Raw genomic sequence first — 21,805 nt, 5'->3', positions numbered from 1 at the left:
GGCTTTTTTCGTCTCTAAACTGTGTCCAAAAGGCGGTGAAAAATGACTGATGCCGCCAAAGCACAAGATGACAAGCAACAAATCAAATCCAAAAAACGAGTTGCCGATTTTGGCGAAGTATTTACCGCCGAGCGTGAGGTTCATGCCATGCTTGATTTGGTCAAAATCCAAACCGAGCAAATCACCAGCACTTTTTTAGAGCCTGCCTGTGGCACAGGTAATTTTTTGGCAGAAATTTTAAGGCGAAAACTTGCGACCGCCCTAAGACTCTCCCAAATCAACAAAAGCAAAAAATCCCCCAAATATGCCCAATTTCCTTATGAAAAACACACCATTTGTGCCATATCATCAATTTATGGCATTGAGCTTTTGGCGGATAATTGTGATGAGTGCCGTCACCGATTGCTGGATTTATTCCTAGACCATTACCAAAGCCATTTTAAACAAACAGACCCTGCTGTTATTGACACGGCAAAGTTTTTATTATCAAAAAATATCGTGGGTGGCAATGCGTTAACGCTCACAGATTTCAATCATCGCCCCATCATATTTAGCGAATGGAAGCTCATCAGCGACACGCTTATCCAAAGGCGTGATTATGTCTATGAAAACTTAGTAGAAAAAACCAACAACCAATTGACCGATAATCAAGGATTTATTCCCAAACACATTCAAGATTATCCGCCCATTCATTATCTAAAATTAAGCGAGCAATAACATGGACAGTGGCAACTTACAAATAGACAACAACATCACAAAAGACCTAGATGCCATTCAACAAGGTCAATTATCACTATTTGAATTGGGCTATAACCCCGATGTATTGGACTGTTTATCCAGTCTGTCTAATGATGAGGTTTTCACATCGCCAAAACTTGCCAATCAAATGCTGGATTTATTGCCGTCTGAGATTTGGTCAAATCCAAAGGCGACATTCTTAGACCCTGTGTGTAAATCTGGGGTATTTTTGCGTGAAATTGTCAAACGCTTGGATAAAGGCTTAAAAAATCAAATACCAGATAAACAAACTCGCATTAACCACATTTTAAAAAATCAAGTTTTTGGAAGTACTGCCACGTATGTAGGTGGCTTTGACTGATGTTTGCATAAAAACTCCTTTGCTGGTGAAATGAATTATTTTGCCAATTTTAAAATATTTCTGGCACCAAATAGTACAATGACAAAGATAATCATGCCAATGATTAAATCAGGATAGCTAGAATGAGTCAATAACGTCAATGCTCCCGCCGCTATCACACCGATATTGATGATAATGTCATTGGATGTAAAAATCATGCTGGCTTTGATATGGATTTCTTTATTTTGATTTTTGCTCAGTAGATATAAGCACAGCCAGTTTGCAATCAATGCCAAAAATGCCGTGCCAATCATCAGTTGATAATTGGGCAGCTGCTCAGCACCGATAAAACGCCTAATCACTTCTATCACCCCAAATAACGCCAATATTATCTGCGTTATCCCCGCCAAAAATGCCACACGTTTTTTATACGCCAGCGTCATACCAATGGCTGATAGCGCCAATATATAGACAAAGCTGTCCGCCAGCATATCTAGACTATCAGCAATCAGCCCCATAGAATTAGCAAAAATACCAACCAAACACTCTATGATAAAAAACACAAAGTTAATCATGAGCACTTGATATAATAATCTTTTTTCTAAGCGCTCATCAGGCTTGTTAAACACTATCTTATCAACAATCACTTCGGTGGAAATGATATGACTATCAAAATTAAGCGGTTCAAGTACTTGTAAAATCGTTGTATCTTGATTATCGTGATAGACGGTTAAGCACCGCCCAGCAATATCAAACTGTAATTCATAAATATCAGACACATCTTTTAAACGCATGCGAATGAGCTGCTCTTCGGACGGGCAGTCCATTTTGGCAATATTAAAAATGGTCTTTTTCATCTATTTAGTGCCTTGTTTTGATCAGGTTGGCTCAAATAAATCTGTGTTTATATTGCTGCTTGGTAATTTTTGGATGGTTTGAGTAAATTGATTAGGTTAAAATTTACTTTTGGAAGTACCGCCACGCATGTAGGTGGCTGGGGTTGGGGTTTGCATTTGCATAGTTTTGTTCCTTAAGTTAATGTTATATCAGTAATTTGGGATAGACTACTTTTAATAATCTTTATATTATGCCCTTCAAAGAAAGTGTTAAAAATATCACTTTTTGTTTGAATTAATATACCTATGCTATTAGGTTTTTTACTTAATGATTTTTTCATTTTTAAATAACTATCTTCAAGAGATTCATTTTTATCTTGAACTTTAATAAATACTACTTTCCCATCCAATTCTTGTTTTAAGGTAGCATCGAAGCCGCTATTTCTATGTATTCTTATAAAGTCAAGACCTAAAAGGTGTCCAGTTATCCATTCATTATCATTACTGTATGATTTATAGCCTTTTTTCATTAATGAAGAATCTGTTTTTATGGGATTATTTAGTCTTTCCCTACTTAATTTTACAGCCTCTAGAGAAATATCCACACCTATGTATTTTCTATTTAAAATCTTGGAGGCTACTAAAGTTGTTCCACTTCCACAAAATGGATCTAAGACTACATCACTTTCATCTGTTAGTAATTTTATAATTCTTTCAAGTAATATTAGAGGCTTTTGTGTTGGGTATCCCGTTCTTTCTTTTGCTTTTGGATTTAGATAAGGGATTTCCCAAACATCTCCAAGAGGAACGCCTTTCTTAGAATTACCATACAGGATATTTCCACTGGCGTCTTGAGCATAAATAGATTTTCCCAATTGATCTTTCTGTCTTTTCTGGAAAATTTGATCTATATTTGTACTAGGACTGTAATCCACAAACTGGGGATTCCACTTAAATTTATCGGTTTTTGAATAGAATAAAAGGTTTTGATGTTGATTTAATAAGCCTTTTTTAGAGTTGCTCCACCTTTTATAAGACCAAATAATCTCTGATTGAAAATTATCTTTACCAAATATCTGATCCAAAATAAATCTAATAATATGAACACTGTTTCTATCACAGTGAACAATAATAGATCCTGTATTTTTTAATAAATTAAAACAATTACTTAATCTAACATAAAGGAAATTAGCATATTCAGAGTCATTTAGCCAAGTATCATCAAAAGTATAGTTTTGTGTTTTTGGTTTTGTGCCATTAAACACTTTACCTGTAAAAAAAGGTGGATCTAAATATATTAAATCCACTGATTCTAGGTCAAGTTTACCTAGGATATTTACACAATCTCCATGAAAAATTTTATTTAGCATTTCTTTTCTCTTGAGCAAGATTTTGTAGTATTAATAATAAATTAATACCTGTAAAATTATATATAAAATCCCATGCAGAGTCAGAGTAATAGTATTGACCTCCTAAAGCTTTATATAAAGTTTCTAATGTTTCTTGTATTCTTTGAGCCTGAGTTCTATTTGGATAGTAAAACATGAGTCGCACAGGAATATAACCAGCATTATGAATGGCTTTCAATCTGGTATGCTCTTTGGTGATATGATCACCATCGGTTGTTGCGTCCCTCCATTTAATTTCGATTGCATAATGATTATTTACTAAAGCATCTATTTCAAAAGTTTTTGGTCTTTGACCTATAGTATTAGGTATTTTTACTTTGCTAGAGTCTGGAAATTTATGCTTGATACACATTAAAGATGCTTCTTCTAAAAATGCACCAGCATATTTGTATAAAAAACGACCTTTATTTTGATAAATATCAATCAATTTTCCTTCATTATATGGAATACCCAAAACTTCATAAATTAAATAATGGCTTGTATCATCTTGCTCCATCTCCTGAACCCTTAGATTTATTTGAGATTTAAGTTTGAGCTCATAATTAAGGGCTAATTCTCTAATTTCATTTAACAAAAGCATATAGTTTATCTCGTTCAAGATATGAAAGAATGATTGTAATATAGAATAACCGATTTTATCTCAAGTCAGTAAAATAGAAGTTGTATTAAAACTTTAAGGCAAGATAATTTTACCACAAATTGCCTTGCTTTGATATCGGTTGCCAGCTTCTAGCCAGCCAAAAACTCCCCTGCAAACTGCTGTAACACCCCGCCTGCTTTATAAGTCTTGACTTCGGCGTCGCTGTCTAGTCGGCAAGTTACAGGCACTTTATCAATCGTGCCATTGGTGCGTTCAATGGTTAGCGTCAATTCACAATGGGGGCTAATGTCGCCTTTTACGCCATAAATACCGTCTAATTTTAGCGTATGACGATTTTTGCCACCCATAAATTAACAATGGCAACACGCCCATGCCCACAAGGTTGGTTCTGTGAATGCGTTCAAAACCTTTGGTAACAATCACTTCCACGCCAGCCAATCGCACGCCTTTGGCTGCCCAATCTCGGCTTGAGCCTTAATCATCAGCTCTGCTTTTTTTATTTTTAGTTTATTTGCTTGCTAGCCAAAAATGCCCATGGTATTGGCAACATATAACAAAGCAAATCCAAGCAAAAACATAAAACCGATGATTGACAACGCTTGAATGCCAGATGACAGCTTTTGTTCTGAGCGTACCAAAGAGTAGTTTAGCCACGCAAAAACAGGCGCAGACACAAATGCAGAACTCATGGCAAATTTGAGCATATTGCCAAGCTGACCTGTAAAAAAAGCAATGACAATAAATCCACCAAATCATGCCATTTAGTGATGATAATTTATTAAACAGTTTATTGCACACACTTTGGTTTTTGCCAAATGTTGCCAGTTGTTATGCCATGGCAAATTTATTAAAAGCCCCCAATAATAAATTTTATCATGACTACACAATCATTGTGGCGGCAGGCAATCAGGCAGGCATGAGCGATAAGGCGTTAGCCCCTGTTAATGATGCCATTGGCAATAATCCTTTACAGACAAAAACCATCACCCTATCTTGCAGTAAGCTGACGACGGGCGTTAGCGTGCCTGCGTGGACGGGGATTTTTATGCTCAAAAATTGTACCAGCCCTGAGACTTATTTTCAGGCAGGATTTCGGGTGCAAACGCCTTGGACAGTGCAAGGCGATGATGGGGTAACTGTGATTAAAAATCAATGTTATATTTTTGACTTTGCCCCCAATCGTGCCTTACGCCAAATCGCTGATTATGCCCATCAACTAAACCCAAAAGAGGGCAATCCAGAGAGTAAAGTTGCCGAATTCATTGCCTTTTTGCCCGTGCTTGCCTATGACGGCAGTGCCATGCAACAGGTGGATGCCAAATTATTGTTGGATATGGCGATGAGCGGTACAACCGCCACGCTGTTGGCAAGACGCTGGCAAAGTGCGTTATTGGTGAATGTTGATGATTTGACATTAACCAATTTAATGAATAATAAAGAAGCCTTACAAGCATTGGAAAAATTAGAAAGTTTTCGCAACCTAAATGATGAAATTCAAATCGTCATCAATCGCTCTGAACGCATTAAAGCCATTAAGCAAAAAGCCAAAGAAAATGAATTATCTGATGATGAAAAGAAAGAGCTTAAAAAATTAACCAATGAAGAAAAGGATAAGAAATCCAAACGCCAAGAAATTAAGGAAAAACTAATTAAATTTGCCACACGCATTCCAATTTTTATGTATTTATCAGATTATCGAGAACACAGTTTAAAAGATGTGATTACGGTGCTTGAACCTGAGCTGTTTACCCGAGTAACAGGGCTTACGCAGGCGGATTTTTCTTTGCTTGTGTCATTGAATGTGTTTGATGAAGCGGTGATGAATGATGCGGTGTATAAGTTTAAACGCTATGAAGATGCCAGTCTTGAATATGCAGGGATTGATAAAAAGGAGGGTTATGTGGGGTTGTATAATACCCAAATCAAACGACAATGGTAAGGCATAAAGATAAGGCAAGAATGGCAAATTAAGCATCTAAAAAATACCAGCAAAAATCTATGTCTACCGTTTACTATGCTATAATTTACCTGATTTAATCAGATACTTAGGAACGGCTTATGTGCGGTATCGTCGGTGGCATTCGAAAGCATGCCAACATCATTGATTTTTTAACAGATGGCTTAAAACGTCTAGAATATCGTGGCTATGATTCATCAGGCATTGCTGTGCAGACGGACAATGGGCTTAAACGTGTTCGCCGAGTGGGGCGGGTTGCCTTGATGGAGCAAGTTGCTAAAGCCAAAGGCATCACAGGACATACGGGCATTGGACACACTCGCTGGGCAACACACGGTGGCGTAACTGAGCCAAACGCCCACCCACACATTTCAGGTGATTTAATTTCGGTTGTGCATAATGGCATCATTGAAAATTTTGAAGCCGAACGCACACGCTTGCAAAACTTGGGCTATGCTTTTAATTCTCAAACTGACACCGAAGTCATCGCTCATGCCGTGCATGACATTTATAAAAAAACCAACGATTTATTCACCGCTGTACAACAAGCCTGTGCCAACTTTCATGGGGCATACGCCATCGCTGTGATTGCCAATGATAAGCCAGGTGAGATGGTGGTTGCTCGCATGGGTTGTCCATTGCTCATCGGTGTGGGGAAAGACGAAGTGTTTATGGCATCAGACGTATCAGCGGTGGTGGCATTCACTCGTGAAATCATCTATCTAGAAGATGGCGACATCGCTTGTCTGACTGCTGATGGTGTGCAAAAATTGATTGACAAAACAGACAATCTGACAGAACGCACCGCCACAACGTCTCAAGTATCACTGGCATCGCTAGAGCTGGGGGCGTATAACCACTTTATGCAAAAAGAAATCTACGAACAGCCCAAGGCCACGGCTGACACTGCTGAAGTCTTTTTGGACGCTGGGTTTATTCCAGAAAATTTTGGTAAAAATGCCAAGCAAGTTTTTCACGACATTGATGGCATCAAAATCTTAGCCTGTGGCACGTCCTATTATGCAGGATTAACCGCCAAATATTGGTTAGAAAGCATTGCCAAACTGCCCACCGATGTCGAGATAGCCAGTGAGTACCGCTACCGTAACGTGATTGTCAATCCCAAGCAACTTATCATCACCATTTCTCAATCAGGCGAAACGTTAGATACCATGGAAGCGTTAAAATATGCCCAAGCCCAAGGGCATCAGCACAGCCTCTCCATTTGTAATGTGATGGAATCCGCCCTACCTAGAGCCAGTGAACTGGTATTTTATACCCGAGCAGGGGCAGAGATTGGGGTGGCATCAACCAAAGCCTTTACCACCCAGTTGGTGGCATTGTTTGGCTTGGCAGTTACCTTGGGGCGTTTATATGATGTGGTGAATGATGACAAAATGACCCAATATATCAATGAATTACGCAGTTTGCCCAATGACATACAATATGCCTTAAACCTAGAACCACAAATTACCAGCTGGGCAACTTTTTTTGCTGATAAGCCAAGCAGTCTGTTTTTGGGGCGTGGCATTCACTATCCAGTGGCATTAGAAGGTGCGTTAAAACTCAAAGAAATCACCTACATTCATGCCGAAAGCTACCCTGCTGGTGAGTTAAAACATGGTCCTTTGGCGTTGGTTGATGACAATATGCCCGTGGTGGTGATTGCACCTAATGACAACCTATTAGACAAAGTCAAAGCCAACATGCAAGAAGTGTCTGCTCGTGGTGGTGAGCTGTTTGTATTTACCGACCTTGACAGTGATTTTAGCAGCAGTAACAGCGTTCATGTCATTCGCACACCACGCCATATCGGTACGCTGTCCCCAATTGTGCATACCATACCTGTACAATTATTGGCATATCATGTGGCACTTGTCAAAGGCACGGACGTGGATAAACCCAGAAACTTAGCAAAAAGCGTTACTGTGGAATAACCCAAAAGTGATTGCGTTTGGGTCATGTGGTCGGACAATTAATTATCATACTGAACAATTAATTGTCATACTATTGATGTCTGTTTTGTCCTTTGTTATTCTGCTTTTAAGAATAACAAAGGATTTTTATAGTGGTGTTACTGATTTAGAGACTATGATAGAAAGTTGGTCAGAGCAAATTTTGAATAGTTTGGATTCATTAATGAATGAATAAGTATATTCATGAAAGTTTTATAGTGATAGAAAGCATTTAAATTATTCAAAAACGATATATATTGTCTTTTTGTTTTTTCTTACAAGAAGATATTTTGGAAGCGAAACGTTTAAGTTGGTATAATGCTTAATCCTTGAGTCTCTATAATAATGAATTTTTTAAATTTAATCGGCTTTTCAAGAACTAATGTTGGTTTTAATCCATGAATAAACAGTATATTGCTTTATCATCGTCGCTAGAATTAGGATATCAAGTCTTTGATTATTCTTATCAGAAGCAAGAAGCACATTGCCTTAAGTTAATGAAGCCAAATCTTACGAGATATGAAGTGAATAAACAACCTGTTTCATCGCACTTGTCTGAAATTGCACAACTCCATACACCCAAGGGTAGTAATGTTCAAGCAACGCTTGATCAGTGGCTGTATGCGATTAAATACGATACCGATTTGTATTGTGATACGAATATTTGTTCATCTAAATCACTTAAAAAGCAAGTTTTAGCGTTAATTTCTGATGCTGAGTTGGAAAAATTATCTAACTTAATTATCAATTATAAGTTTAAATTCATTGACTTATTTGCAGGTATTGGGGGTATTCGCCTAGGTGCTGAGAGAAACGGTGGTCTATGTGTATTTTCGTCAGAATTTGATAAATTTGCACAGCAAACCTACCAACTTAATCATCACGAGATGCCTTTTGGTGATATTACCCAAATTGATGCAAATAATTTACCTTCACATGATTTACTATTGGCAGGCTTTCCTTGTCAGCCTTTTAGCTACTCGGGTAAAACAAAAGGCTTTGAGGACAAGACACGAGGGACCTTATTTTTTGATGTGTTACGCATTTTAGAAAATAAGCAACCAAAATTTGCCTTACTTGAAAATGTCAAGGGCTTTAAATCGCATGATAAAGGCAAGACAATGGACATCGCTCTAAAGGCATTGGATGAAGCGGGCTATAATACTTATTGGACGATTTTAAATAGTTATGATTATGGCGTACCACAATTTCGAGAGCGTTGGTATTGTGTGGTAATTCGCAAAGATAGCGATAATGATAGATTTGAATTTCCTAAAAACCGTGATAGAACAACGAAGCTATGGGATATTATCGAATCCGACAACAATGACAAATCGCTAATTTTAAGCAAGTTTGAAATTGATAGAATTAACTATCATTTTGCCAATTGCCATATCAATGAACGAGTTGAGCATGATAATTCTATGTATGCTCCCCATACCAAAAAAGGAAAACATGGGGTTTTTTCCTACTTAAAAGCGGACGGAGCGTTACGTTTTCATGTCGGTGACTTTGCCAAAACGCAAATTCAAGAAGCCTTTTACGCATCTCTTGACACCTATTCTCCAACCATTATTGCCAATCGTGTGCCTAAGTTGTGGGATATTCAAAGAAAGTTATCTGTCCGTGAAGCCTTGCGACTGCAAGGTTTTAATGATGATTTTAAATTTGATGTGTCGAACGCTCAAGCCTATAAACAATTGGGTAATTCTGTTACTGTGCCTGTCATTCAAGCAATCTTAGCTTCATTATTTGCCACCCAACAATTAATGTAAAATTATTGTCTATAAAAAGGCGTTCGTAATGGATCTATATATTTCAATCAATCAGCTTATTGAAGCAAGAAAGCTGATTCAGCAACGTGTTAGGAAGCCTGATACTTTTGTGGGCATTATTTTATTGTTATTAAGTTCCGAAAAAGTTCAAGATTATTATTACCATGCAGATATGGGATTGTTTGCCAATCTTGCAAATTCAGCGTTTTCTTTGAAAGAAGTGAAAACTAGAAAATCTGAAAAAAGTTGGTTTGCTTTATTTACGCCCAGTTGGGCAACTCGGTCATTAACGAATTTTTTAAACGGCAGACCCATCAATATCAATATATTATTGACTACCATTTTTTGGTACAAAAATGCAACATTCATTGAAGCACAAAAGCAACGGTTATATAGCTTAATTAGAGAGCAAGATTTTAACACCTTGTTTATTGATGAAAATATCACGGTTTTCGATGCCCATCAGCCAATATCGCTTGACAATTATCTAACTGCGACTAAAGGGGCAAACCTAGATAGCAATTTGACAATTAAATATGATGGCTCATTTATTGTCAAAGATGCAGGAGATTTGAGCGCCTCCCCATTTTCACAAACGTTATACTCTGGACTAGAAATCAAGCAGATTGTGAATATCTTTGATTTTAATATCATTGGTGAATTCGATGTCAATGCTGAACAATCTCATCACTTGCCGCCTCTTAGCTCATTTAGCAACATCACAAAACCTATTCCAAATATTCCAAGAAAGCCCCAAAATTTGCTTTTATACGGTATTGCAGGTGTTGGAAAAAGCTATAACATCAACAAAATCACAGGTGAAGACGAAACATATATTGAACGCATTGTCTTCCACCCTGACTATCTCAACACCGACTTTGTGGGACAAATTCTACCTAAAGTTAACGATGATAATGGCAAAATTGACTATAAATTCAAAGCAGGTTCTTTCACTAAAATTCTGAAAAAAGCTATCAATGACCCTAGCCACCACTACTATCTTGTCATTGAAGAAATTAACCGTGGTAACGCCCCTGCCATCTTTGGCGAAGTCTTTCAGCTACTTGATCGCAAAGACGAAGGCTCAAGCAGTTATCGCATTTCTCACGATTTAATGGCAGAAGAAATCTTTAACGACGCCAATAAAACTATCTTCATTCCCAATAATCTCACCATCTTGGCAACAATGAACACCGCTGACCAAAACGTGTTTACCCTAGACACTGCCTTTCAACGACGTTGGACAATGCGGATGATTGAGAACAATATTGCCAATTGTGACTATCGTAATGAGCTAATTTTAGATACAGGTGTTAGTTGGCAACACTTTAATACCGTTATCAATGAGCACATTCTCGATATTAACAAAGACACTCTCTCGTCAGAAGATAAACGGCTTGGGGCGTTCTTTGTACGAACCGATGAACTCAAACTGCCCGATGACCTTGACAACGGCATTCCGTTTACCGAAAAGGTTGTCAAATATCTGTGGGATGATGTGTTTAAATTTAACAAATACGCTTTATTCAGAGCTGACCTTAATAGTTTAGATAAAGTGTTGCGAGAGTTTAAAAACAAGCAAGGTTTTAGCCGTTTTGAGGTTTTTAATGAAGACATCAAAGCCAAGCTCCAACAAGGGCAATCACTAAAAACGCAGGTCAGCGATAACAGCAATGAAGTATGATTTATTGCCCTACTGTAGCCTTGCCCAAGAACGTGAAGACTTTGTCGGGGTTCGTTTTGAGTTTGATAACGTTTTAAAACACCACCGCCCCTATATTACTTTTCCCTATGGCTATGACTATACATCCAATGAAGACGTGCTATGTCTAATCAGCGTGCTATCAGACTATCAACGTGAAATGCAAAATGTTGTTAGGGCTGATTTAACCGAAGATGAACAACAGGGCTTTCCCATTCAGTCCTATCACTTTGTCATTCAAGATTATTTGAGCAATGGCTACTACACCGAGCGTGAAACTATGTATGCCAGCCGAGCCAATGGAAAAGTCAATTGGGTCAGAACTGTCAAAAAAGAAAAGCCCGTCATTCAAGAAAATGGAGCAATCTATCTAAATCTCCAAACTCGTCTTCACCATAGCAATGACGAACACATTATGACCGAAATAAGCAAGCATTGCGTATATGAGAGCTTTGCTAAGCTTGGATGGTACTACGGTTTATCTACCCCTTCTAAACCATCCTCTACGCTTTGTAAAACACAATTTATAGCTATATTGCGAGACAAGTTGCATAAAGCTAATAAGGATATGGATAAACAGCTATTCCAAAGCATGATTAATGTGCTTCAAAACTTGGATGAGAATAATAGTAATCCAAAGCATTTTGCCTTTGGTACAAGACGGTTTGAAAAGGTATGGGAAAATCTGATTGAAAAAACTTTTGGCACTGAAAAAGGGGACAATAAAGCTCAATATTTTCCAAAAGCGACTCGGCATTTGATTGATGGCAGTATCAAAGATACCAATCCGCTATTACCCGATACAATTATGATAAATCATGACGATAATAGCCTGTATGTGATTGATGCTAAGTATTATCGCTATGGTATTACCCATAAAATAGACCATTTGCCTAATATGTCATCGATAGCCAAGCAGATTACTTACGCTCAATATATTGATAGTCACTTTGATTTTGATAAAGTGAGAAATGTGTTTCTCTTACCATTCAATGCAAAAGTAAATAGGTTACTCGTTTATCATTGTAGCGGATGGACAGTAGCTGATTGGGTGGATGATGCATATGCATATAAGAAGATTTATACGATTTTAGTTGATACGAAGTATCTGATGAGAAATAGGGTTTGGGCTAATATAGAAGAAGTTAGGCAGTTGTCTGTTACTGTTAATAATATCATTGAACTAACTACCCAAGGTAAATCTAATAATCAATCAATTACAACTTAGACCAAAGTTGGTAACCACCATCTGTAATATCGAAGATGAACAAAATTGATTCTTAGCAAAAATCAACCACAATGTTGCTACCACTAGGATAATTCCTATACCAACGAATGTTATTGGCCAATTCGTTATATCTTGATTACCACAACGTCCACAATAATAATAAGATTTAAGTTTGTTGCCACATTCGGGACAACGAGCATGATTTGCCATTTATTTCTCCAATCAATCAGTTTTTCTAATTTTATAAAACTTTACAAATTTATCATTTACTAAAAAAGTGCAGCATATTAAAATATACCGCACTTCTCACTGCTAAACTATTTCCTAAACTTTCTCGGTCAAAGTCGTTTTAGGATGACTAGCAGCATAAGTACCAGTAACAAACTGTCCCGTTATTGCAGAACGGTTGACAGTTTTGTTACCTTTACTTGCACCACTACTCTCTTTTACGGTTGTCTTTGGATGTCTAGCGTAAGTAGCTTTGCTGACATAACGACCTGTGATTGCGCTACGATAAGCCATTTTTTGACTCCTTATAAAGTTTAGATCAAGTCATAAATAAAGCATAACAACCTATTTGTTATACCTATTAGTCCATGTAACAATACATTAACTAATGGGTGTATTTTTTCATATTTAAATTCTAAAGTCAAATATTTAGCGCAACAAATTATATTGTTTTTCTAATTTTTAAACGCTATAATAAAAAAAACCAATAAATGAATCGGTGTTACTCGATGACGGAAGAATTAAGAAATGAATTAGTTGAAAATTTATTACAGGTACTGGGCAAAAAGTTCTTCAGGAACTTCGATACGCATTTACGAAGTTTGCTTGTGTAGGATGAACTGTATGCTGAAGGGAAATTTGCTAATATCCCTAATCAAAAAAAGATTTTTATTGCAGATGAAATTCAAAGAAGTGCTGTTACTGCTTTAGTGGCAACGGCTGATAAAAACCAGTTATTAATTAGCGAAGTAGGTAGTGGCAAAATATAGTTGAAACCATATCAACAAAAGGTTTTAATATTGCCGTTTATCGAAATGGTTGTGGTACGTCGTTATCTTCAAAGTACAAGCAGCTTCTTGCTCAAGGCAATACAATACTTGAACTCACAGAAAGTAATGACTTGTTCAAGGAAGATTTAATAGCAGAATCCAATATCTCTGAGATATTGAGTAAAATATTTTTTACTTATAGGGTATTTAGCAAAAATACTGAATCTGATATTTCCGATATTGAGTGCAGTATTGATATACCGACAAGTAAGGGTAAAGCAATTATGGAATCTATTCCTTTTGCTGATATTTTTGCTTATAAACAGTCTAAATCGATAACTATACATAAGAAAAAGGCGAACGATACCCTTGTTCTTAAACTCAAGAAAGTTCTTGAGGAAAGTATAGTGGAGGGGAGTAAAAAGCCTCCTCAAGCTGATTTAGCATGAATGGGGTAATATATGTTTAATGGTAATCGTTTATTGTTAGCCTTGAAGTCCCAAGGCTTAACCAATGTAGCTTTTGCAAACTTAATGGATGTTAATCGTTCAACTGTAACAAGATGGATTAACGACCCAAATTTCACACCAAGACCTGATGTTTTACTAAAAATGAGTGAAATATTAAAGGTTAATATTGAATGGTTTCAAAGCAAACCTAAAGCAATTCTACAGACCGTAGAATTTTATCGTTCTAATGCCTCAACAACTAAATTAGCTCGTAATATCGCTAAATCTAAACTTGTTTTTTCTGCTGAAATTTATCAAATACTCTCCGAGTGGGTAGGTTTCCCCGAAACGAAGTTACCTAAATCTTTAACTTTAAGTGAATGGCATGCACTCGATAACAATAAAATCGATGAACTAGCCAAAGAATGTCGTAAACTTTGGGGTTTAGGAAATGATCCAATTGATAATCTGATTGGTGTAGCAGAAAGTAACGGTATCGTTGTTATTAAAGATGAATTAGGCACAGATGCAAGCGAGCAAATGGATGGGGTATCAGCTTGGTATAATGATGTACCTTTCGTGTTTATTATAAAAGATACACCTGCTGTTAGAAGTCGTTTTGATTTGGCTCATGAGATTGGACATTTAATTATGCACAAAGCTATTCCTATAGAAGATTATAACAAAAAGGAAATTTATAAAAAAATAGAGAACCAATCTCATAGGTTCGCTAATGAGTTGCTCTATCCATCAGATATTGCTATTGATGAATTATATTATCCATCTTTAGAAAAGTTTATCCAATTAAAGATGAAGTGGTTAATCTCCATTCAAGCAATTTTGAGAAAAACTCTTGACCTTGAACTAATCACTGAAGATGAGTATATAAAATTTTATAAAACAATAAGTTATAGAAAGTGGCGAAAGCATGAGCCACTGGATGATGAATTAATTGATGAGCAACCTACTTTATTTGCCAAGGTATTTGAGATGTTATTAGAAGATGGTGGGTTTAGTAGGAAAAGTATTATTGATAAAGTGTTTTTACCGCCTAAACGTATTGAGACTTTATTATCTTTGCCCAGTGGTTTTTTATCGGAAAATATTTCTCCAAAAATTAAGTTAAAAATCCTATAAAAGTTACATCAAAACTTCAAACTTCCAATTAAGCTGATAGCCTTGAAATTCGGCTATCAGCCTAAATTTTCTTTGACTATCTATTTCATCTTTGGATTTTCACAAGTAGCTTCAATATAGCATTTTCATGCTTAAGTATTATTATCATTTCATCTTTATGGCTAATAAAAGGTTTTAACTTATTAATTTCCGCCTCTAATAGGGCTTCTGATGCAGAACCAATAATATTCCTACTATGAGTGTTAAAATTATAAACGACCTGATAGAAGTGTTTGAATAAGCAGAATATTTTATAACTGACAAAGAGTACGATTCGCAGAGAATCAGAGGTAAAGCATGACATGAAAGCGGTTATTCCTAGAAGAAAAAACACGAAATAACCTAATCCGTAGTTTGACAGTTCCCTTTATAAATTACTCCATTTAGTTGAAAATATGTTCACTTGATTAAAGCACTTTCACAGTATAGCAACACACTATGAAAAGCTGGCACTAAATTTATGCTTTATTTACCTTAAAACCTGTTCACGATTGAAAAAAATGTTTGTCTGTATGCAGCAGCCAAAAACAGTCAAAAAAACAGAGATGCCATTATCAGTAGCATACTGACCATCACCCCTGCCAACACATCATCAATCAATATCCCAAATCCACCAGAGACATTTTTATCCACCCATTTAATCGGAGGGGGCTTGATGATATCAAAAAAGCGAAATAAAACAAAAGGGACAATGAATAATAACGCAGTGCTTGGGTGGTAATACTCTAAGCCAGTTTTAGCTGCATCTTGTGTTTGAGCAAGCAACCACACACTTGGCAAAAGCGAAATCCACATGCCCACCCATTCATCAAAGACAATGTGTGGGTCATCATGTACGCCCATCAGCTTTGAGGTTTTGCCACACACATAACTGCCAACCAAACAGCCAACCACCACAACCGCCAAAAATCCCCAAAATCCCAACAAAAGCATGGGTAAAGCAATCATAACCCCACCCACTGTTCCCCAAGTGCCGGGGGCTTTTTTAGGCAAACCTGTGCCAAGCCCAAGCCCAAGCCAATAAATCACCTTCTCCCAAGCCGTGGCGGTGGCAGGGCAAGGCGGACAAGGGTTTGCTTGACGAATGTCAGGTTTGTGATTGGTCATTGTTATCCTATTTTACCGTTATCCTATTTTTACCGTCATCTCATGTTATGTTTCCCATGTTATCGCTGGTTTATCGGTCATGCGATGTTAACGATGGTCATTTTTAATGGGGTAAGTTTTTAATGGGGCAAGCTTTTTAATGGGGTCAGTTTAAGTGGTGCGATTTTAAAAATGCGCCCACCCTTGTACTGTTAAATCCACTTTTTGATGATCATTCATCAGTGTTAACCCTTTCTGTGCCACGATTTCACCAATGGCAAAAATGCTGTTTGGGTATGATTGATTGAATTTTTTAAAATTTTGTTTTGTCATGGTCAAGCACAACTGATAATCATCGCCCCCATTGATTTGATGTTGCCATTTTTGGGCATGGGGCAAGGCATCAAGTAAGGCATGGCTGGGTATGGCATCAAGCTCAATCACCGCACCGACATTTGAAGCAGTCAGAATATGCCCCAAATCCTGCCCCAAACCGTCCGAGATGTCTATCATGCTATTTGCAAAGCCGATGAGCCGTTTGCCAAGTGCCACTTGTGGGGCGGGGTATTGCATGGCTTGGCGTAATTTTTCAGGCAAGCTCTCTGGTGGTCGGTTGGCGTGTCCGTCTCCATTTAAATCGTCCAAAATCCCATGCAAAGCAAGGCTTGCCAGCCCCACCGTATCACTGACACACACCACATCGCCCACGCATGCCCCTTGGCGTGTGATTGCCTGCCCATGTGGCACAAATCCAAGTGCCGTTACTGAAATCGTTAAAATGGGTGAGCTTGTGGTGTCTCCCCCAATCAGCTCTACCCCAAACGGTGTGCAAGCCACCGCCAAACCCTCTGCAAACGCCTGACAAAAGTCGTCATTTGCCATGGACTTTGGTAAGGATAAGCCCACCAAAATGGCATAGGGCGTCGCTCCCATGCTGGCAAGGTCAGACAGATTGACCGCCACCGATTTATAAGCAATGGCGTGGGGGCTGGTCTCATGGACAAAATGCCGCCCTGCCACCAGCGTATCCACACAGCTGACCAGCTGGCTGTTTGGGGGAATGTTGCTGATGGCACAATCATCACCAATGCCCAACACGGTATGTTGGTGGGGAGCGGTTAGATGCTTAAAATGGGTGTGGATTAGGGAAAATTCGGACATGGTGGGTGATGGGTTGATGGACAAAGCTTGGCAGATAAAAAAGAGCAATCTGTGTTTTTGGTAGAGGTCATATGATTAAGACTTTTTCTCAGGTCTTGCCCACCCATCGACTGCCATTTGACGGCTACGAGCAATCACCAATTTTTCACTTTCACAATCTTTGGTAATGGTACTGCCAGCCCCCACGGTAACTTTATCACCAATGGCAACAGGAGCAACCAACACCGCATTTGAACCAATACGCACATCATCGCCAATGCTGGTTTTAAATTTATTCACCCCATCATAATTTGCCGTAATTGTTCCAGCGCCGATATTGGTTTTTTGCCCAATGGTGGCATCACCCAAATAGGCCAAATGATTGGCTTTTGCCCCATCTGCCATTTGTGTGTTTTTAAGCTCGACAAAGTTACCGATATGCACATGATTGGCGGTCATCACCTTGGGGCGTAAACGGCTAAAAGGTCCAATTTGGTTATTCTTCCCCACGATGGCATTATCAAGCAGACTGTATGGGGCAATGACCGTATTATCTGCAATGTCGCTATTTTTAATGACACAACCTGCCCCAATGACGACATTATCACCAAGCTGACAATCACCTTCAAAAATCACATTCACATCAATCTGCACATCTGTGCCACATACCAACGTCCCACGCAAATCAAAACGATTGGGGTCAAGAACATGCACGCCTTGCTTCATCAGTTGTTTGGCTTGGTGCTGTTGCCATGTGCGTTCAAGATTGGCAAGCTGTATACGATCATTGACCCCTGCGACTTCAAAGTCAAATGTGGGAGACACAGTGGCAATTTTAATGCCATCAGCAACCGCCATTTTCACAATATCAGTTAAATAATACTCACCTTGGGTGTTGTTATTATCAAGGTGATTTAGATACTGGTGCAAAATGTCGTTAGCAACACAATACACACCACTGTTAATCTCAGTAATCAGCTGTTCGCTTGCGGTGGCATCTTTTTGCTCTACAATTGCCAATACTTTACCATCTGGGTTGCCATTTTCACGGACAACACGCCCAAGTCCAAATGGATTCGCCACCGTCATGGTCAGCATGGCAAAGGGGCCATGACTGTTGGTCAATTTATTCAGCGTATCCACCCCAATCAGTGGCACATCACCTGATAAAATCAAGGTTTTGCCTGTTTTTGGCAATATGGGCAATGCCATCTGTACCGCATGACCTGTACCAAGCTGTTTGGTTTGCTCTACCCATGTTATTGTTTCATGTGAAAACGCATGTTTGACTTGCTCACCTGCGAAGCCAAAAATCACGATATTATTTTGGCTATTAATTTTTTTGACGGTGTCCAAAACGTGCTGTAATAAAGGCTTACCTGCCAAGGGCTGTAATACCTTTGGTTTGGTAGATTTCATGCGAGTGCCTTTACCTGCCGCCATGATGATGGTGCTTAACTGCATACCTTTGTATGTCTCCCCTATGATACAAATGTCTTTTGGTTATCTTAACATATAAACAAAGCGGGAAGTCAAAAAGTGCTGACGATTAACCCAACAAAAAAAACAAGCACATTCAAGAATTACAAAGGAAGAAGACTAAAACCCAGTGACACACTTTTAGCCAAACTTGCAATTTTTGTAGGCACAAAACCCAATAGATACAGTTTTAGCTTACAAACCAGAAACAGAAAGCAAAGAAAAAGCCAGTCTATGGCTAGACTGGCTGAATAAGTGGCATCCCGTAGGGGATTCGAACCCCTGTTACCGCCGTGAAAGGGCTAGATTTATTCACAAATGTGTTAAGCTTACTAACAATTTGTTAAATATTAATCAAATCAACCACGTCTTTCAAGGTGTCTGTAGACAAGTGAGCATACTTTTGAGTGATGCGAGTATCAGAATGTCCCAACAACTGGGACACATGATATAACGGAACACCTTTTTTTACAAGTAAGCTTGCAAAAGTATGACGCAGGTCATGAATGCGACATTGTAAGCCACATTCCTTTAATGCCCACACCCATGCTCCCCTAAATGTCTTGTAATGATAATCTGTCTTAGGATTATAAAAGACCCATTGATAATGTATGTAATCAATATCATCAATTACCTGTAATGCTTTGTCATTCAAAGGCTTATAAACCGTTTTCTTGTTCTTTGATAAAGAATTTTTAATGATGATACAACGGTTTTCAAGGTCAACGCACTTCCATGTTAGTGTTAATATCTCATTAGACCTAGAGCCAGTGTATAACAACAAGGCAATATAAACATAGAACATAGGGTTAGGGTATCTCTTGCAAGTATCTAATAGCCTTTTGCATTCATCACTAGATAGATACCTTGGTAAGTAAACTTCTTCAAAGAGTTTAAAACCATTGAATGGATTTTTATAATTTGTTTCATGATGCAAATTATAATAATTAATCGCAGAGCGGATAATTGTCAACTCACGGTTAATGGTCGCATTCTTGACACCTTGCACATTACGCAAGGTGGCATATTACGCAAGGTGGCATAATCATGAATATCTTGTATGCTGATGCTTTCTAACCGCTCAAAAAACTGTAAGTGATAAAACTTCTCACCATATTCATGATTGGATTGATATAATCCATTGTGTTGATAAAACTGTAAAATTTCTTGATAAATCATGTTTAAATACTCTAAATTGCAGGGCAACATTACCCATTAGAGTATTAAGCCAATTCAAGTAATTGTGGCTGTTTATCAAGTAATCTAAGTAATGTTTGAGCTGGACCTGTAGGATTTGTTCTGCCTTGTTCCCAATTCTGTAGGGTTCTAGGGCTAATACACAGACGCTTAGCAAAATCAATTTGGGAAAGACCTGTTTTGTCTCTTATTTCTTTGACATCAGGTACTTCAACAACAAATACCCTAGATGGTTTTTTATCACCTTTGGCGATGCTTAATGCTTCTTGAGCAGATGCAAACAATAAATCAAAATCTTCTTTATCCATTATGTGCCTTCTTAATTGCTAAAATGACTTGTTTTAAGCGGTTTTTGTCTTTGTCACTAATATTAATGGTATTGCTTTTGGCATACACCGAGAGCATATAAAATATGCCAAACTCATCTAAGTAGTAATACAAAACACGAATACCGCCCCTTTTTCCTTTTCCAGTATTGGGTAATACCCACCTCACTTTACGGACACCACCAGTTCCTGGTATTAGATCACCAACTTCAGGATTTTCAGATAAAAAACTTTGAAAGTCACTATAACTGTCGTCAATCAATAAATTAGTGATTTGTTTGGTAAAAACAGTGGTTTCAATAAAGTGTAGTAGTCGCATAAATCCCCCTAAGAAAGATAATATTATACGCTTTTAGCGTATAAATCAATAATTGTTTGCCATAAATTGGGCATCAACCGACTGTTTAAATAATGGTTTTTCGCCATTAGCGTATTGCATGCACTCATCTAATGGCATGGGTATGTGTTGACCGCTTTGACTGTATGTTTTGCATTTACCACCAAAGCTAATGACATTGGCAGGCTGTGACTGCTGTTTGAGTTGGGCTAATTGCTGTTCAAGCTGGATTTTTTGTATTTCTTGGTTGAGTTTGTCTATGTCTGTTTGCAATTGGGTTTCATATTGCTGATTTTGTATTTTTTCTGCTTGCTGTTGCTCTGTGTTAACTGATAATGTGGTTTGCTGATATGGATTTTCTTGTACTTTTACTGTTTGTTCTTTGCCATAAAGTGTTGTTAGAAAGTTGTTTTGTTTAAAGAGCAGGTTATAAGCGAAATAGCCCATTAACAATATGCCAGCAATGCCAGCAAATATGCGTTTTGGTATGCGTGCTTTATGCGTATGTTGGGTGGCAGATTTATAATACTTATAAAGGTCTTTAGGGTAGTTAAATCTGAAAGTATGTTCTGCCAGTTTTTTGTTGCTTGGTGCATTTGGGGCATCGACACAGTAAGCCCACTGATAGACAGTAGCAGCAGTTAAGCCCCAGCCACGGTGCAAATGCAGATGTACACCAACGACTGCTCTAAAACTGGGGTGTAGCAAAACTGGAAATTGGGTTATGCCGTAAATGTCATGTCCTGTGTGTCGGTGAACTTGTAGAGCGTCACAAACTTCATTTTCAAAGCGAGATTTTTTAAATTCGTTTCTTTGTTGTATTTCATCGTAAAAGATGATTGAGCCATCAGGCGTATCACGCCAATCATCAGGGGCAGGTTCAACACCTTTAATATTTAAGCCATCGATGTCTGAATAAATTGTTCTTGGCTCTTTGCCTTCTTGTAATAGCTTTTCATTTTGTTTAGTGTATTCAATAATTTTTGAGACAGCATATAAGGTTTTACCAGCCCCTGGCGTACCCGTTATCAGTGTAATCATAATTTAACCTTTTTTTTGGGGCGTGCCGTCGTCCT

General features: G+C 38.0%; 21 protein-coding genes and 2 pseudogenes. 9 read left to right on the top strand and 14 right to left on the bottom strand.

Going from position 1 to position 21,805, the window contains the following annotated elements:
- Nucleotides 1-42 precede the first annotated feature (42 nt).
- Nucleotides 43-717 carry a restriction endonuclease subunit M gene (locus WDM69_RS00385; RefSeq protein WP_338755454.1) on the top strand — a complete coding sequence of 225 codons (675 nt, stop codon included), beginning with the start codon at nucleotides 43-45 and terminating at the stop codon, nucleotides 715-717.
- A 1-nt stretch (nucleotide 718) separates the two neighbouring features.
- On the top strand, nucleotides 719-1,099 hold the full coding sequence (locus WDM69_RS00380) for a DNA methyltransferase (protein ID WP_338755453.1): 381 nt from the start codon (nucleotides 719-721) through the stop codon (nucleotides 1,097-1,099).
- A 35-nt stretch (nucleotides 1,100-1,134) separates the two neighbouring features.
- Here WDM69_RS00380 and WDM69_RS00375 read toward each other — a convergent pair whose 3' ends face one another.
- The 5 genes and pseudogenes from WDM69_RS00375 to WDM69_RS00355 form a co-directional block, all read right to left on the bottom strand.
- A complete protein-coding gene (locus tag WDM69_RS00375; protein WP_338755452.1) occupies nucleotides 1,135-1,935 on the bottom strand; it encodes a cation diffusion facilitator family transporter in 801 nt (266 codons plus the stop codon).
- A gap of 173 nt (nucleotides 1,936-2,108) precedes the next feature.
- Entirely contained in the window at nucleotides 2,109-3,284 is a 1,176-nt protein-coding gene (locus tag WDM69_RS00370) for a DNA-methyltransferase (protein WP_338755451.1), read from the bottom strand.
- A complete protein-coding gene (locus WDM69_RS00365) occupies nucleotides 3,274-3,903 on the bottom strand; it encodes an ApaLI family restriction endonuclease (protein WP_338755450.1) in 630 nt (209 codons plus the stop codon). The genes WDM69_RS00370 and WDM69_RS00365 overlap by 11 nt, the downstream gene beginning before the upstream one ends.
- 149 nt (nucleotides 3,904-4,052) lie before the next feature.
- Nucleotides 4,053-4,398, bottom strand: a pseudogene (locus tag WDM69_RS00360) (Fe/S-dependent 2-methylisocitrate dehydratase AcnD); the annotation flags it as partial.
- A gap of 44 nt (nucleotides 4,399-4,442) precedes the next feature.
- Nucleotides 4,443-4,676: pseudogene (locus tag WDM69_RS00355) on the bottom strand (divalent metal cation transporter); the annotation flags it as partial.
- Between the two features lie 83 nt (nucleotides 4,677-4,759).
- Here WDM69_RS00355 and WDM69_RS00350 point away from each other — a divergent pair.
- The 5 genes from WDM69_RS00350 (at nucleotide 4,760) to WDM69_RS00330 (ending at nucleotide 12,541) form a co-directional block, all read left to right on the top strand.
- Nucleotides 4,760-5,863: a hypothetical protein gene (locus WDM69_RS00350; RefSeq protein ID WP_338755449.1), complete on the top strand. Its 1,104-nt coding sequence runs from the start codon at nucleotides 4,760-4,762 to the stop codon at nucleotides 5,861-5,863.
- Nucleotides 5,864-5,982: 119 nt separating this feature from the next.
- Nucleotides 5,983-7,818: a glutamine--fructose-6-phosphate transaminase (isomerizing) gene (gene glmS, locus WDM69_RS00345; RefSeq protein ID WP_338755448.1), complete on the top strand. Its 1,836-nt coding sequence runs from the start codon at nucleotides 5,983-5,985 to the stop codon at nucleotides 7,816-7,818.
- Between the two features lie 416 nt (nucleotides 7,819-8,234).
- A complete protein-coding gene (locus WDM69_RS00340) occupies nucleotides 8,235-9,611 on the top strand; it encodes a DNA cytosine methyltransferase (RefSeq protein WP_078307741.1) in 1,377 nt (458 codons plus the stop codon).
- Nucleotides 9,612-9,639: 28 nt separating this feature from the next.
- Nucleotides 9,640-11,295: an McrB family protein gene (locus tag WDM69_RS00335; RefSeq protein WP_078307743.1), complete on the top strand. Its 1,656-nt coding sequence runs from the start codon at nucleotides 9,640-9,642 to the stop codon at nucleotides 11,293-11,295.
- Nucleotides 11,285-12,541 (top strand): LlaJI family restriction endonuclease, encoded by a 1,257-nt coding sequence (locus WDM69_RS00330; protein ID WP_078307744.1) that lies wholly within the window; start codon nucleotides 11,285-11,287, stop codon nucleotides 12,539-12,541. The genes WDM69_RS00335 and WDM69_RS00330 overlap by 11 nt, the downstream gene beginning before the upstream one ends.
- Before the next feature lie 324 nt (nucleotides 12,542-12,865).
- Here WDM69_RS00330 and WDM69_RS00325 read toward each other — a convergent pair whose 3' ends face one another.
- Nucleotides 12,866-13,063, bottom strand: coding sequence for a hypothetical protein (locus WDM69_RS00325; RefSeq protein WP_078307746.1), 198 nt, complete (start codon nucleotides 13,061-13,063; stop codon nucleotides 12,866-12,868).
- Between the two features lie 607 nt (nucleotides 13,064-13,670).
- Between WDM69_RS00325 and WDM69_RS00320 the strand changes: the two genes are divergently transcribed.
- Entirely contained in the window at nucleotides 13,671-13,988 is a 318-nt protein-coding gene (locus WDM69_RS00320; protein ID WP_078307747.1) for a hypothetical protein, read from the top strand.
- 12 nt (nucleotides 13,989-14,000) lie between these two features.
- Entirely contained in the window at nucleotides 14,001-15,125 is a 1,125-nt protein-coding gene (locus WDM69_RS00315) for an ImmA/IrrE family metallo-endopeptidase (protein WP_338755447.1), read from the top strand.
- 570 nt (nucleotides 15,126-15,695) lie between these two features.
- On the opposite strand, the gene WDM69_RS00310 is transcribed toward WDM69_RS00315, so the two are convergent.
- The 8 genes from WDM69_RS00310 to WDM69_RS00275 form a co-directional block, all read right to left on the bottom strand.
- Entirely contained in the window at nucleotides 15,696-16,271 is a 576-nt protein-coding gene (locus tag WDM69_RS00310; protein WP_078307752.1) for a phosphatidylglycerophosphatase A family protein, read from the bottom strand.
- Between the two features lie 165 nt (nucleotides 16,272-16,436).
- On the bottom strand, nucleotides 16,437-17,411 hold the full coding sequence (gene thiL / locus WDM69_RS00305; protein WP_169832908.1) for a thiamine-phosphate kinase: 975 nt from the start codon (nucleotides 17,409-17,411) through the stop codon (nucleotides 16,437-16,439).
- A 75-nt stretch (nucleotides 17,412-17,486) separates the two neighbouring features.
- Nucleotides 17,487-18,854 (bottom strand): bifunctional UDP-N-acetylglucosamine diphosphorylase/glucosamine-1-phosphate N-acetyltransferase GlmU, encoded by a 1,368-nt coding sequence (gene glmU / locus WDM69_RS00300; RefSeq protein ID WP_078307753.1) that lies wholly within the window; start codon nucleotides 18,852-18,854, stop codon nucleotides 17,487-17,489.
- A gap of 358 nt (nucleotides 18,855-19,212) precedes the next feature.
- Nucleotides 19,213-19,674: a tyrosine-type recombinase/integrase gene (locus WDM69_RS00295; RefSeq protein ID WP_240494919.1), complete on the bottom strand. Its 462-nt coding sequence runs from the start codon at nucleotides 19,672-19,674 to the stop codon at nucleotides 19,213-19,215.
- Nucleotides 19,675-19,838: 164 nt separating this feature from the next.
- Nucleotides 19,839-20,048 (bottom strand): hypothetical protein, encoded by a 210-nt coding sequence (locus WDM69_RS00290; protein WP_240494914.1) that lies wholly within the window; start codon nucleotides 20,046-20,048, stop codon nucleotides 19,839-19,841.
- A 44-nt stretch (nucleotides 20,049-20,092) separates the two neighbouring features.
- Nucleotides 20,093-20,374, bottom strand: a complete 282-nt coding sequence (gene nadS / locus WDM69_RS00285; protein ID WP_078307755.1) for a NadS family protein — start codon at nucleotides 20,372-20,374, stop codon at nucleotides 20,093-20,095.
- Nucleotides 20,367-20,711: a type II toxin-antitoxin system RelE/ParE family toxin gene (locus tag WDM69_RS00280; protein ID WP_078307756.1), complete on the bottom strand. Its 345-nt coding sequence runs from the start codon at nucleotides 20,709-20,711 to the stop codon at nucleotides 20,367-20,369. The genes nadS and WDM69_RS00280 overlap by 8 nt, the downstream gene beginning before the upstream one ends.
- A gap of 45 nt (nucleotides 20,712-20,756) precedes the next feature.
- The gene (locus WDM69_RS00275; protein WP_078307758.1) at nucleotides 20,757-21,770 is read right to left on the bottom strand and encodes a zonular occludens toxin domain-containing protein; all 1,014 of its coding nucleotides are present in this window, start codon (nucleotides 21,768-21,770) and stop codon (nucleotides 20,757-20,759) included.
- Between the last annotated feature and the right edge of the window lie 35 nt (nucleotides 21,771-21,805).

This window comes from Lwoffella lincolnii (assembly GCF_037201985.1).
Lineage (GTDB): Bacteria > Pseudomonadota > Gammaproteobacteria > Pseudomonadales > Moraxellaceae > Psychrobacter > Psychrobacter lincolnii.
Note: the sequence above shows the minus strand (reverse complement) of the source record. Positions and strands in the feature narration are given on the sequence as shown.